Here is a 14,438-nt window from a genome sequence, read left to right as displayed (position 1 = left end):
ACATAGCTAAAACACTGTATTCTATAAACTTTTAATTTTTCATGAAAAAAGTGATAAAAAAGTATATGCAAAAAGCCTCAAATTTGTTATGTTTAAGTTGACAAAACAAAACACAAAAACAAAGGAGAGACTTCTTACAATGAATAGTGTAAATGAAAAATCATTAGAATTCAACAAAAAAATTAAAATAGATTTTGAAGGTGGAAATTTAACATCAGATGCAGGGCTTTTATTATATAAAGAATTTGATGAAAAAATCGGCTTTAGTAAAACAATCAAAGAAAATATTTGTATTATAGATAGCTCAGCTGACGCTAGAACACATAAAAATGAAGACATTGCGATTCAAAGAATATATCAACGAATCGCAGGTTATGATACTGATGATAATGCCGATGAACTTAGACACGATCCTACTTTTACCAATATACTTGGTAAAGAATCATTAGCCTCTCAACCAACAATTTCTAGGTTTAATAAAAGGGTTACTGTTGAAACATTAAAAAGCCATGAATATATTAATGAAACGCTACAAGATAAAATTTATTCAGTTAGAATGCCAGAGCATATTATTTTTGATATAGATTCTACGAATTTTCAAACCTATGGTGATCAATATGGTTCAGATTATAACTCTCACTATGGTTCAAATGGATATCATCCACTATTAATGTTTGATGGGCTGACAGGTGATTTAATTAAAGCGGAGCTTAGGTCAGGAAATGTCTATACTTCAAGGCAAGCAGTAAGATTTATAGGTCCTGTGCTTAAAAGATATGTGAATAAATATCCTAATACTACAAAGGTTATAAGAGGCGATAGTGGATTTGCTACTCCTGAGTTATATAAAATTTCCGAACAACTTGACACACTTTATGCAATAAGATTAAAGGTTAACTCTACATTATACAAATCAGCATGTGAATTTGCTAATGAAATGTCTAAATTGTGCAAAAGAGACTTTTGCTCATACCATGTTGTTTATGGAGAATTTAAATATAAAGCATCAAGTTGGGAAAAAGAGCGTAGGGTGGTTGTAAAAATAGAAAAGCCAGAAGATCAAATGTGCTATAACTATACGTTCATTGTTACAAATATGACATTACCTCCAGAATCCGTGGTTAAATTCTATTGCAACAGAGGTACTATGGAAAACTTTATAAAAGAAGGTAAACTCGGATTATCTTTTGATAAAATGAGCAGTACTACTTTTATAGCTAATGCTAATAAGCTTCAAGAAATGGTGCTTGCATATAATTTTAACAATTGGTTTCGAAATCTATGCTTAGATAAAACACCAATGAAAAATATGACAATTGAAACTATTCGCACAAAATTAATAAAGATTGCAGCAAAAATAGTGAAAGGTGGAAGATATCTAAAGTTTAAATTATGCAGCAGTTGCCCTTACAAAGAAGTATTTTTTAATATATTAAATAGAATTTTCTACATACCTATATAGGTTCATTTGATTTAATAATTCATTTGCAAAACTTAATAATTTAAATAATATGATTAAAACAAATTGGTGAAGTGTATACTTTTTAAAATGTAAATATATGTATAATCATATTTTATGTGATTTCTATCCAGGAAACGCGATTTTTGTAATGAAAATAAATAATAAAACTCAAATTCTATGTGTTTTTAAAATTAAACCCATAAAATTTAAGTTCATGAATAATCCGGGTTATTAGCATAAAAATCTAAAGGGCAAAATAATAATGATAAAAATAATTTTTTCAGATATATTAAATGGGAATATATTGAATTGAATGAAAAAATATGATATATTGAATTGAAAATTAAAAGTAAGAGGGGGATTATTTATGAGTAAAATGGTAAATTGTAAAGCTTGTAATAAAGAGATAGCTAAAGGGGCAAGTAAATGTGTTCACTGTGGTAAAGACCAAAGAAACTTTTTTCAGAAGCATAAAGTATTAACTGTTGTATTGGCACTTGTAATAGTAGGTGGTATAGGTTCTGCAGTGGGTGGAGGTAAAGATACTGCTACCACTGCTCCAGCTAAAACTACTTCAACCACTCCAGCTAAGACTACAGAGAAGCCAGCAGAAAAAAAGGTAGAAGTGTTAAAGGTTACGACTACTGTTCTAGGAAAAGCTTATGAAGAAAATGAAGTAAAGGCAGATAAAACATACAAAGGTAAAACAGTTGAAACTAGTGGCAAGATAACAGATATCTCTGTTGTTTTGGGAAACACTACTCTTAATCTTTCAACAGGAGCAGACTTTGATTTAGGTATTCTGTGTTCCTTTAAAGAACAAGCTGATATTGATAAAATAGGTAATTTAAAAAAGGGTGATACAGTTACGGTACAGGGAGTTGTTGATGGGAAATCATTGGGTGTTAGCATGGGTGATTGTATACTAAAGTAGTCCAAAATAAAATATAAATTAATATATAAGGTCATTAACTTATAATGAGTTAGTGCCCTTTTGTTTCGTGACATAATATTTTAAATTTACGTCTAAAAATAGTTATTTTCTTCTGACTCACTTGCGTAAAAATGGTCATCTTGCAATTACAAGGAACGTAACAGTTATAAATATTAAAATTAAAACTACTCCCCCCAATAGCGTATGGGATTTTGATATGAAAAGGTGTAGCGTATGTAAAACTGATATTTCGTACGTTAAGAAAAGAGGCTTTAGTTGAAAATCTACTATAAGCCTCTTTTTCATTGTATAATTAAGGTAAAATGGGGAGTCAAAATATATAGGTTGATGCTATTGTAACAAAATAATTATAAATAAAAATCATAAAAATAATGGATTACATGGAGTTGATATTATGAACTATACAGAAGCCCACAATAAATTAAATGAAAATAAATTTAGCCAGAAATGTATCTTAGTTAAAGGGAATTCAGCAAGTGGCAAAACGACTCTTGCAGTTTCTAAATATAGGAACATGATAGAAAATGAAAACATTAAAAGCTCAAATATATTATGCTTGTTTATGAATAAATATCAAAATATAACATGGACAAAAGATGTGATTTTTAATACTGCTTCTGATATTAGAAAGAGCTCCTACTATGGATTTATTAGGAGAGAATTATCACTCTATTGGCCCTATGTAGTAGAGAATTGTAAGGAAATAAAAATTAATATATTAAAGCCTGAGTTCGCATCTTTTGATGCTACAAATTATGCTATGAAATCCTTAGTAGAGCATTTCAGAAAAGCTAAAGGATACTTTCAGGATATAACATCAACTTCTTCAAAAATAGCATCAGATCTAATTTCTAATATTAATAATGCTGCACTATCATTAGTGCCTTTTGATGAAATAGGAACTAGGCTTTATAATTCATTAGAGGTAAAGGATTTCTTAATTAAAGAAACATATAATCAATTGGATGAAGTAACTAGGTATTATATCTCAAAATTATTGTGTAATGGTATTGTAGATTATGGACTATCTTTTTATTTATATAATAATTATTTACTTCATGATTCAAGATATACTAGTATAAATAATATAAAATATATTATAGTAGACGATATAGATGAGGCTTCACCTGCAGAGCAAGAATTGTTATTTAAAATTATTAATAATGTGGATAAGGCATATTTGTTTTATAATCCCAAAGGCGGCCTGTGTAGTTATTATGGAGCTAATACTGATTATTTGAAGAGTAAACTAAACATTGAGTATCACGAGCTTACCTTAGATAATCATTTTTGCTGCAATGATGATTTTATTAACATTGCTAGTGTAATAGATAGCAGGGCGCACACTCCATATAGGTCAGATAAAATAAATGAAGATGTTCCAGTCTTTATAGATATGTCACCACAACTAAGATCGGAAATGGTCCAGAAAATAATACTAAAAGTTGAAGAATTATTAAATCAGGGAATTAAGCCAAAGGACATAGCAATAATATGTCCATTTAATGATTTCATTATTTCCTATGAGCTTCAGAAAAAAGCAAAGGAATTAAGCATATCAGTTATGGAGACTTCAAAAAAGGATAGATTTATAGACAATGAATATTTACACCCTCTAATAGTACTCGCGGTATTGTGTAATGATTATAAAAGTATAAGGTTAACAAAGGAAGATTATAAAAACTTTTTTTCTTTTATGCTAAGGCTAGATGCAATTCGAGGTTCCTTACTTTATCCTTTTGTAGCGGAAAGTGGCCTGCAAGATCTTAGCATGGAAATTGAAGGTAGAGTGGGGGATGAGGCAGTAGGCAAATATAATGAGTTAAAACAATGGATAGAAAATTATAAAGTTAATTTAATGGATCACAAGAGTTCTCTAGGTGAATTTTTTAGAAATGCATTTTCACAAGTTCTTATAATCCTACCAAAAGTTAAAGAACATATAGAGGACTATATAGGTTTATATGAAAGCTGCGAGAGTTTCATAAATACTTTAGATAAATTAGAATTTAAAGGGAAATCTTCAGAGGAGAGGTTTATTGAATTTATTCGATGCGAAGGAAGCGGATTTTATTCCATGAATGAGATTCAGGAAATATTATTACAAGATAATAGTATAGTTTTAACATCTCCTTATACTTATTTGACCTCTAATTTAAATAGTAAGGTTCAGATATGGACAGATATTAACAGCAATATGTGGTGCCCTAGAAATGCAGGAGAATTATCAAATTCTTATGTATTAAAAACTAATTGGGATATTGATGATATATATACCGAAAAGAAAGAAAATAATAATGTATATGGAATTCTGATGTCCCTTGTTAATTGCCTTTTAAGAAAATGTAGAGGTGAATTATACATATATGGTAGTGAATATTCTTTAAGTGGATACCAGCAAGAAAGTATATTTGCAGATATACTTATAGAAATATTAAGTGAAAGAGGTGAAACCATTGATAAAGGAGATGAGAACATCGACAAAGGAAATGAATAATGAAGATATAAGTAATGAAGTTAAAGAAATAATTTATAGAGATGATCAATTGCCTATAATAGGATATCGAGAAGGAACTATGGCAGTGCCAGCGGTTCCAGGAGCGGGAAAGACTTTTATAATATGTAATCTAGTATGTGAAATTATAAAAGATAAGGTCCATAAACCTGGTAAAATACTTATAGTAACTTTTATGAATAGTGCAGTTAACAACTTTAAACATAGAATTTCTAGGGTGTTACAAAACAAGGGAATAAATGCAAGCAACGATTATGAAGTCATGACTATTCATAGTTTAGCACTAAAAATATTAAAAGATAGACCAGATGTAATGGGGGTTAATGAGGAATTTAAAATATTGGATGATGTTAATAAGAGTTTATATTTAAATAATTGCATATCAATCTGGCGAAGGAAGGGAGGAGAGTCTGTATTTAAGGGGATGATACTGGATAAAGCTCTAAATAAATATACAGGGAAACAAGATAAGTGGTGGAGTGATTTTTTTACAACAGTGGATACAATTATTGGTGAATTAAAGATAAATGACATTTCTCCTGAAAAATTAAAAGAGGATATAAAATTATTAGATCAAAATAGTATCTTAGTACATATATCTGAAATTTATGATACTTACACTAAAATTTTAAAAAGGGAAGGGTATATAGATTACAATGATTTGCTGGTCCTTGCGTATAAACTTTTAAAAACTGATGACACAGTTAGAGAAAAGTTACAAAAAAAATATACCTTTGTCTTTGAAGATGAATGTCAAGACTCTAATTTAATTCAAGGGAAAATATTAAGCTTAATTTCTGAGAAAAGTGGTAATTTAGTAAGGGTTGGGGATGTTAATCAAAGTATAACGGGAACATTTACAGCCTCTGACCCTAAATTTTTTAGAGAATTTTGTGGTAATGCAAATAATGCGTTCAAAATGTTCATGGCGGGGCGTAGTACAAATCATATTATTGATTTAGCAAATGAGCTAGTTAGGTATACAAATAATCAACATGGAGAGGAAAAGTGTAGAGTTGCATTAGTGGATCAAAAGATTAAAAGTTTGAATGATAAAGTCAAAACTAGCCAAGATAAATATGGTATAAGCACTATGGTGTGTAACTCGAAAGAAGAGGAAATTAAAAAAGCTGTTCGTGTGGCTATTAAATTTAAAGAAAAATTCCCTAGTAAAACCTGCGCAATATTGGTTCCTTTTAATAATCAAGTTAGAGAAATAGCAGATATTCTTAGAGCTTATAATATTGAATGTGATGAGTTATCAAATAAATCAGATAAAAAAATTAAAGTTACGAGTACTTTGGGATATATACTGCAATTTATTTCAAGGCCAGAGGATAGTGCTATATTTAAAGATTTAATTAAGAATGTGTTTATAGAAGAGCATAATGAAGAAAGTGAAAAATTGTTCGATTTTATTTGCGGTTATGATGTTGAAAAGCTTATGTATCCAAGTGGAGGTAATATAAATGAGCTGGATATTCCAGGAGAAATATTAAGCTCCAAGGTGTATAAAGAATTTATAAATTCCATGGGGTTAATTAAAACAATATTTGAATATCCTCAGACAAATTTTGATAGACTGATTTTATATATTAGCGATGTTCTAAATTTTAGTCTTGAAAATAGAGCAATGGCAGAGGCCGCTTCAGCATATGTTAGATTTGCTTCTAAAGATAATAGTGAATTTTCCTTGCGATATGTAGCAGAGCAATTGCTAGATGGAAAGAATAGTGTATTGGACCATATTTCAGGTATAATATACGACCTAGAAGGATATGAACCATCCCCTGATAGAGTAACAGTATCTACTTGTCATAAAGCTAAAGGTTTAGAATGGGATTGTGTATTAATATTAAATATTACATCTTATCAATACCCATATATGACAACTGATAAATTTAAAGACTATTATTATTTGAAAGATGAATTTAAAAACCCAACAGTTCTTTGTAGCGCTGAAATTGCTAAAATTCTAGGTAATAATATTTGTGAGGATCCATTAAAAGAAGCTAAAATACAAATAATAAATGAAAAAATAAGACTTTTATATGTAGGGATAACAAGGGCCAAAGAATATTTAATTTTAATGGCAACCCAGTCTAATGAAGGGAAATGGAATGAAGATAAACCATCAAAGTATTTTTATGTTCTTCAAGACTACATAAATAGCCAAAGGGGTGACGGTAAATGTTAGACATTAGAAAATTAAATCATGTCTACTATAGTCAAAATCTTTTAAATACTTTTGATAAATGTCCTTTTAAATTCAAAATAAAATATTTGGATAATGTCAGATGGAAAAAAGATTCAAAAAGTGATGAGGATTATTATGAGAATATGGACATGGGACTGGATTTCCATCTTACCGCCCAAAGATATTTTTCAAATATTCCTGTGGTAATAAATGATAGTAATACTGAATTGCTCCACTTTACAAATTCACTTCGAGAAAAATTTATTATTTTAGATGAAAATATATATTTGCCGGAATATGAAATTAAAATGAGAAAAGATAATATTAGGATTCAAGCAAAGTATGATTTAATAATTATTAAGCCAAATAATAAAATAGAAATATGGGACTGGAAGACAGAAAATAGGAAACTTGATTATAAGGAAGTAAGTAAGAGAATGCAAGCTATTGTTTATATGTATATATTAGGAGAAAGATCTTTAGAAATATTTGATAGAGATATATGTCTTGAAAATATAAGTATGAAATTTTGGCAACCACAGTTTAAAGAGGATATCATTACTATTAATTATTCTGAGAGTAAGCATAAAATTAATGAAGAAAAAATTATGCAGCTAACACGCAGATTGGATAATTATGATTTTAGTTTAGATTTTAACATTGAATTGTATAGTAAGCAGTGCAAGTATTGTGAATTCGCTGGTAATGCTCAGGTATGTGATGCTTTCGTGTAGTGTGCGTTGAAATAATAAACAAATATTTTAGTATTTTTTCTTTTCCCATGTTTTTTGTTTATATGCAAGTATTCCATTTACAATTAAATACTTATAACCTAAAATATTCCGAAGTTTAATCGTAATGTTTTCAGTTTTTTCATTGCTCATTTTTTTAGGAAAGTAAAATGTAAATTCATCTTTCACAAATAGGTCATACATGCTGCTATAAGCTGGTTTGCCTAACTTAACCACAGGAACAAAAACAGGTCCTGAGCAACATCCGCCCCTATTGTCCATTTTTATGTAAATATCTTGAACATTTTTTTCATATAAATATTTTTTAACACCCTGCTTAATTTCTATATTCATAATAACACACCCTTTTTCTTGAGTTTTTTATTTTTAAAGTAATTAAACATATTATAACTCATATTCCGCTGAATGTATAAAAACCTGCGGTACACAGCAAAGTAAAAGGCAAGACATAGAAGTTAGGTCGTCAAAACTATTCTCCGCCGAGAGAAAAAAATAGAATAGCATAGAGTGATTATTTAGGGACTTAAAGTAGTTACCTTGGGCATAATATTGTTAACGCATATTTGATAGGAGTTGTTGTAGCTATGACTAAACTAGGCACTACAAAACAAAATAGAAAACCTAACAGATTAATCAATGAAAAGTCTCCATATCTTTTGCAACATGCATATAACCCTGTAGACTGGTATCCATGGGGTGAGGATGCTTTTGAAAAAGCAAAGCAGGATAACAAACCTATATTTGTCAGCATAGGTTATAGCACTTGTCATTGGTGTCATGTAATGGAAAAAGAATCCTTTGAAAATGAAGCAGTAGCAGCTATTTTAAATAAGTATTTTGTTGCTATAAAGGTAGATAAGGAAGAACGCCCAGATATAGACAGTATTTATATGACGGTATGTCAAGCATTAACAGGAAGTGGTGGATGGCCTTTAACTATTTTTATGACTCCAGATAAAAAACCTTTTTATGCAGGTACTTATTTCCCAGTGGAAGGTAGATATGGAATGCCAGGGATAATGGATGTACTGAACTCTCTTGCTCAGCAGTGGAATGAGAAAAGAGAGGATATTGTAAAATCCAGTGAAAGAATAGTAGACCATATAAAAGGCATTGATGCATCGGTAGATAGGGAGGAAATAGGTGAAGAAGAAATACATAATGCATATAATAGTTTCAACAGTGTCTTTGATGCGAATTATGGTGGATTTGGTTCTTCTCCAAAATTTCCAACACCTCACAATTTGAAGTTTTTGTTAAGATACTGGAAAAATTATAATGAGCCTAAAGCATTAGAAATAGTAGAAAAAACACTGGAAGCCATGTATGAGGGTGGAATTTTTGATCATATTGGTTTTGGCTTCTCAAGGTATTCAACAGATGAGAAATGGTTAGTACCTCATTTTGAGAAAATGTTATATGATAATGCACTTTTAGCTGAGGTATATGTGGGGGCTTTTGAAGCTACAGGTAATGTATTCTACAAAGGAGTGGCTGAAAAAATATTTACTTATATACTTAGGGATATGACGTCAAAAGAAGGGGCTTTTTATTCCGCTGAAGATGCAGATAGTGAAGGCATCGAGGGTAAATTTTATTTATTAACATTAAAGGAAGTGGGCTTAGTTTTAGGTGAGCAATTTTATAAAACCTATTGTGACCACTATGATATAACTGGAAAAGGAAATTTTGAAGGTAGGAATATTCCAAACCTCATAGGTATGGAAAGTAGCTCTAAGCTAAATGATGAGCTGCAGCAAAAATTAGAAAAAATGAGACAAAGGCTTTTTGGATATCGAGAAAGAAGAATTCATCCCTACAAGGATGATAAGATATTAACATCTTGGAATGGACTTATGATTGCGGCACTGGCTTATGGAGGAAGGGTTTTTGATAATAGTAGTTATATTAAGCAGGCGCAAAAAGCTATGGATTTTATTTTAAGTAATATGATTAATGAAAAAGGGAGATTAATGGCTAGATATAGGGATGGTGAAATAGCTCACTTAGGCTATTTAGAAGACTATGCTTTCACAGTGAGTGCACTAATTGAATTATATGAAGCTACTTTTAATGTAAAATATTTAATTAAAGCACTAGAACTTAATGATAATATGCTTAAGCTATTTAAAGATGAAGATCAGGGTGGATTGTTTTTATATGGAATCGACGGAGAAGAATTAATTGTTAGGCCTAAAGATATATACGATGGTGCAGTGCCCTCAGGTAACTCAGTGGCTACTTTAAATATGTTAAGGCTTGCTAGGTTAACTGCTAATAATGAACTCAGAAATGAGGCAGATAGGCAATTTGAAGTTTTTGCTTCAAAGGTTAAAACTATAGAAAGTGCTCATGCTTATTTTATGACGGCACTATTATATAGTAGGGTACCAGGGAAAGACATTATAGTTGCAGGAAAAGAGGAGGACGTGGAAACAAAGGCTATGATTAAAGAGATTAATAGCAATTATCTACCTTTTGCTACAGTAGTGTTAAACACTGGTGATGATAGGTTAAATTCTATAAATCCTGAAATAAAAGCACATATACCATTGCAGGGAAAAACTACTGCTTATGTTTGTGAGAATTTTTCTTGCACAGAGCCCATTACTGATTTGAAAAAGTTCTCAGAGTGTATTAAGGGTATTAATTAATTTACTATAATTAAAAAAAGTATTGATTATATATATGTAATATAGTATAGTATCTATAGATGTATAGAAACTTTTATTTAGCGTGTAACCGATTAAATTCGGGCAAAAGCTGAAAAGGATAATATTAATTATCCTTTTCGGCTTTTTTTATTAAAAAATTTATTGTGAAATTAAGGATGTAACAAATCCTTAAAATAAATTTTTAAAAATAGAGGGAGGAATTTTATTATGATGAAGTATCTACAAAAATTAGGTAAATCATTAATGCTTCCAGTAGCTTGTCTACCTGTTGCAAGCATTTTAATGGGTGTTGGTTATTGGATTGATCCTACAGGATGGGGAGCAAACAACATACCTGCAGCGTTCTTAATAACAGCAGGTAAAGCACTAATTAATCATATGGGGATTTTATTTGCAATTGGTGTAGCTGTTGGAATGTCAGAGGATAATGACGGCACAGCGGGGCTAGCAGGTCTTGTTTCATGGCTTATGATTACAACTTTATTATCCCCGGCAGCTGTAGCAATGTTTAAAGTGATTAAAGTTGCAGCAGTACCAGCAGCGTTTAGTCATATTGAAACACAATTCGTTGGTATTTTAGCAGGGTTAATTGGTGCTAGTTGTTACAATAGATTTAAAGGTACTAAATTGCCAGATGCTTTAGGTTTCTTTAGTGGAAAAAGAAGTGTTGCTATTGTAACAGCTGGGGCGTCAATTTTTGCAGCTATTATTTTATTCTTTATATGGCCTATAGTTTATGAGGCATTAGTAGCTTTTGGAAAGTCAATTATATCTACAGGTGCTATTGGTGCAGGTATTTATGCATTTTTTAATAGACTATTATTACCAACTGGTCTTCACCATGCACTTAACACTGTATTTTGGTTTGATGTAGCTGGAATTAATGATATTGGTAACTTCTGGTCAGGTAAAGGAACATTAGGGGTAACTGGTATGTATATGACTGGATTTTTCCCTGTAATGATGTTTGGGCTGCCAGCAGGAGCACTTGCTATGTATCATACAGCTAAAGACAAAAAGAAGAAAATGGTATATGGGTTATTATTAGCAGGAGCAATATCTTCTTTCTTCACTGGTGTTACAGAACCATTAGAATTTGCTTTCATGTTTTTAGCTCCAGGTCTATTTTTAATTCATGCTGGTCTAACAGGTATTTCTGCTTTCGTATGTGCATCGTTACCAGTGAGAGCTGGATTTAATTTTAGTGCAGGTTTTGTAGATTGGTTTCTAAGCTTTAAAGCTCCTATGGCTGAAAATCCAATTTTGCTGATTCCAATTGGGTTAGCATTCGCTGTTATTTATTATATTACATTCCGTTTTGCAATTACAAAATTTAATTTGAAAACGCCTGGTAGAGAAGAAGATGATAAAGAGGCAGAAATGAATGTAAAACTTGCAAATAATGATTTTACACAAATAGCATCTATTATATTAGAAGGTGTTGGTGGAAAAGAAAATGTAGTATCTATTGATAATTGTGTAACTAGATTACGTTTAGAAATTAAAGATCAGGTAAGTGTAAATGAAAAAATCATTAAATCCTCAGGTGCAATGGGAGTAATGAGACCTGGTAAAACAAGTTTACAAGTTATTGTTGGAACAAAGGTACAATTTGTAGCAGATGAATTTAAAAAATTATGTAAGTAAAAAATATAATTTAATTATGATATTAAAAAAGTTGACAACAATATACTAGTAGTAATATAATATGGTGTAATATGAAATGAATATATAATAACTAAATTCTATGAAAAGGATAGTACTTTCTTATTAATCTTAAAGCGAGCAAGGGCATGGTGTAAGCCTTGTAAGGTATAGGAAGTTAAATGGGCAACTATTTAACAAAATTAATCAGATTAATTTTAGGAAAAGAACCTTGGAGGAGCTACCTGAACTAGTTAGAAGGAATAACTTTTGACTCTTATAGGGCATGCCGCGAAGAGCGTTAAAATATTGAGTGGACTTTATAGTCAACTAGAGTGGTACCGCGGAAATATAACCCGTCTCTTTATTTAGAGATGGGTTTTTTGTTATATTAGAAAATATATGAGTTCTAAAATCAGGAGGGAAAACAATTAATAATTGTTTTCTAGCACAGAGCAAAATAGGAGGGAAATAATATGGATTATAAAAAAATAGTTGCGGAAAGAATTAAACAATTGGTGGAACTCGACATAGAGACAATAGAGAATTTAATTGAAATACCACCAAAACCTGAAATGGGAGAATTTGCGTTTCCTTGTTTTCAGTTAGCAAAAACCATGAAAAAAGCACCTAATGCAATAGCTAATGATTTAAAAGAAAAAATTGAGACAGAGGGTTTTGAAAAAATAGAGTGTTTTGGTCCTTACGTAAACTTCTTTTTAGACAAAGGAGCATTTATTAAAGCCACTATAGAAAAAATATTAAAAGATGGAGAAAACTACGGCTCTTCTAAAATGGGTGAAGGTAAGAATATGATAGTAGAGTACTCATCACCTAATATAGCAAAGCCATTCCATGTAGGTCATTTATTCACTACAGTTATCGGTAGCTCTTTATATAAGATACTTTCTTTTGAAGGATATAATTGTATTGGAGTTAATCATCTTGGTGATTGGGGAACACAATTTGGTAAGCTTATTTATGCTTATAAAAATTGGGTAGACGAGGAAACTTTAGAAAAAGAGCCTATTAAAGAATTATTAAGAATTTATGTTAAATTCCATGAAGAGGCTGAAACTTGCCCAGCACTTAATGATGAAGCAAAAATGTACTTCAAGAGATTAGAAGACGGCTGCACAGAGGAAGTTCAGCTTTGGACTAAATTTAGAGACTTAAGCCTAGTGGAGTTTAAAAAGCTTTATGAAACACTAAATGTTAAATTTGATTCTTACGCGGGTGAAAGTTTTTACTGTGACAAAATGGAAGATGTAATTGCAAACATAGAGGCAAAGGGTCTACTTGTAGAAAGTAATGGAGCTAAGGTTGTAATGCTGGATGAGTACAATATACCACCTTGCATAATTAAAAAATCAGATGGAGCTACAATTTATGCAACGCGTGATTTAGCAGCAGCAACTTACAGAAAGAAGACTTATGATTTTCATAAAAATATTTATGTAGTTGGAAAAGATCAAGCTCTTCATTTTAAGCAAGTATTTACTACGTTAAAGCTTATGGGCAATGAGTGGGCAGATGATTGTGTGCATGTACCATTTGGAACTGTAAGATTTGCGGATAAAAAATTATCTACAAGAAAAGGTGATGTTATTTTCTTAGATGAGCTATTAAGCGAAGCGGTGGCGAAAACTCTTGAAATAATAAATGTAAAAAATCCAGAACTAGAAAACAAAGAAGAGGTAGCTAAAAAAGTAGGAATAGGTGCTATCATATTCACTTATTTAAAGAACCATAGAGAAAGAGATATTGTTTTTAATTGGGAAGAAATGCTTAGCTTTGATGGAGAAACAGGTCCATATGTTCAATATACTTATGCAAGAGCAAAAAGCATATTAAGAAAAGTTGAAGAAAATAGCAATGGGATTATCTCTAATGTAGAGCTTGATTACAATAAATTAAATTCTAAAGAAGAATTTGAACTTGTGAAACAGTTAGAAGGATTCCAAAACTCAATTATGTATGCTATTGATAAATTAGAACCATCTATGGTTACAAGATATGTTATTGAGGTAGCTAAATCCTTTAATAAATTCTACAACCAGCATAATATAGCTAATTTAGAAGATGAATCTAATAAAAAAGCTAAAATTAAAATGGTAGAAGCTACTTGTCAAGTAATCAAGAATGCATTAAACCTTATAGGTATAGAAGTAGTAGATAGAATGTAATAGAGCAGATTAGGCACAAACAAATAAATAAGATGCAGACATATTATTTATT

The 14,438-nt window shown here is 30.7% G+C and carries 9 protein-coding genes; 8 read left to right on the top strand and 1 reads right to left on the bottom strand.

What is annotated here, in order from left to right:
- Positions 1-139: 139 nt before the first annotated feature.
- From G9F70_RS18640 to G9F70_RS18620, 5 genes are all read left to right on the top strand, one after another.
- On the top strand, positions 140-1,462 hold the full coding sequence (locus G9F70_RS18640) for an IS1380 family transposase (RefSeq protein WP_224617782.1): 1,323 nt from the start codon (positions 140-142) through the stop codon (positions 1,460-1,462).
- A 367-nt stretch (positions 1,463-1,829) separates the two neighbouring features.
- Entirely contained in the window at positions 1,830-2,396 is a 567-nt protein-coding gene (locus G9F70_RS18635) for an OB-fold protein (protein WP_164947408.1), read from the top strand.
- A 415-nt stretch (positions 2,397-2,811) separates the two neighbouring features.
- Positions 2,812-4,914, top strand: coding sequence for a hypothetical protein (locus G9F70_RS18630; RefSeq protein WP_164947409.1), 2,103 nt, complete (start codon positions 2,812-2,814; stop codon positions 4,912-4,914).
- Positions 4,886-7,129, top strand: coding sequence for an ATP-dependent helicase (locus G9F70_RS18625; RefSeq protein WP_224617674.1), 2,244 nt, complete (start codon positions 4,886-4,888; stop codon positions 7,127-7,129). Before G9F70_RS18630 ends, G9F70_RS18625 begins: the two co-directional genes overlap by 29 nt.
- Complete coding sequence (locus G9F70_RS18620; protein ID WP_164947411.1) at positions 7,123-7,863, top strand: PD-(D/E)XK nuclease family protein; 741 nt, start codon at positions 7,123-7,125, stop codon at positions 7,861-7,863. The genes G9F70_RS18625 and G9F70_RS18620 overlap by 7 nt, the downstream gene beginning before the upstream one ends.
- Before the next feature lie 27 nt (positions 7,864-7,890).
- Here G9F70_RS18620 and G9F70_RS18615 read toward each other — a convergent pair whose 3' ends face one another.
- Positions 7,891-8,214, bottom strand: coding sequence for a CC/Se motif family (seleno)protein (locus G9F70_RS18615; protein WP_164947412.1), 324 nt, complete (start codon positions 8,212-8,214; stop codon positions 7,891-7,893).
- A 251-nt stretch (positions 8,215-8,465) separates the two neighbouring features.
- Here G9F70_RS18615 and G9F70_RS18610 point away from each other — a divergent pair, with 251 nt between their 5' ends.
- The 3 genes from G9F70_RS18610 (at position 8,466) to argS (ending at position 14,386) form a co-directional block, all read left to right on the top strand.
- Positions 8,466-10,535 (top strand): thioredoxin domain-containing protein, encoded by a 2,070-nt coding sequence (locus G9F70_RS18610; RefSeq protein ID WP_164947413.1) that lies wholly within the window; start codon positions 8,466-8,468, stop codon positions 10,533-10,535.
- A gap of 228 nt (positions 10,536-10,763) precedes the next feature.
- Positions 10,764-12,203: an N-acetylglucosamine-specific PTS transporter subunit IIBC gene (gene nagE, locus G9F70_RS18605; protein ID WP_164947414.1), complete on the top strand. Its 1,440-nt coding sequence runs from the start codon at positions 10,764-10,766 to the stop codon at positions 12,201-12,203.
- A 473-nt stretch (positions 12,204-12,676) separates the two neighbouring features.
- Entirely contained in the window at positions 12,677-14,386 is a 1,710-nt protein-coding gene (argS, locus tag G9F70_RS18600; protein ID WP_164947415.1) for an arginine--tRNA ligase, read from the top strand.
- Positions 14,387-14,438 lie beyond the last annotated feature (52 nt).

Source organism: Clostridium sp. FP1, from assembly GCF_011065975.2.
GTDB lineage: Bacteria > Bacillota > Clostridia > Clostridiales > Clostridiaceae > Clostridium_AD > Clostridium_AD tagluense.
The sequence above is the reverse complement of the archived record's forward strand: the minus strand, read 5'-3'. Positions and strand labels throughout refer to the sequence as shown.

Bases quoted from the DNA above. Each gene is read 5' to 3' on its own strand.
- G9F70_RS18640 (WP_224617782.1), top strand. From the start codon at position 140: ATGAATAGTGTAAATGAAAAATCATTAGAATTCAACAAAAAAATTAAA.
- G9F70_RS18635 (WP_164947408.1), top strand. From the start codon at position 1,830: ATGAGTAAAATGGTAAATTGTAAAGCTTGTAATAAAGAGATAGCTAAA.
- G9F70_RS18630 (WP_164947409.1), top strand. From the start codon at position 2,812: ATGAACTATACAGAAGCCCACAATAAATTAAATGAAAATAAATTTAGC.
- G9F70_RS18625 (WP_224617674.1), top strand. From the start codon at position 4,886: ATGAGAACATCGACAAAGGAAATGAATAATGAAGATATAAGTAATGAA.
- G9F70_RS18620 (WP_164947411.1), top strand. From the start codon at position 7,123: ATGTTAGACATTAGAAAATTAAATCATGTCTACTATAGTCAAAATCTT.
- G9F70_RS18615 (WP_164947412.1), bottom strand. From the start codon at position 8,214: ATGAATATAGAAATTAAGCAGGGTGTTAAAAAATATTTATATGAAAAA.
- G9F70_RS18610 (WP_164947413.1), top strand. From the start codon at position 8,466: ATGACTAAACTAGGCACTACAAAACAAAATAGAAAACCTAACAGATTA.
- nagE (WP_164947414.1), top strand. From the start codon at position 10,764: ATGATGAAGTATCTACAAAAATTAGGTAAATCATTAATGCTTCCAGTA.
- argS (WP_164947415.1), top strand. From the start codon at position 12,677: ATGGATTATAAAAAAATAGTTGCGGAAAGAATTAAACAATTGGTGGAA.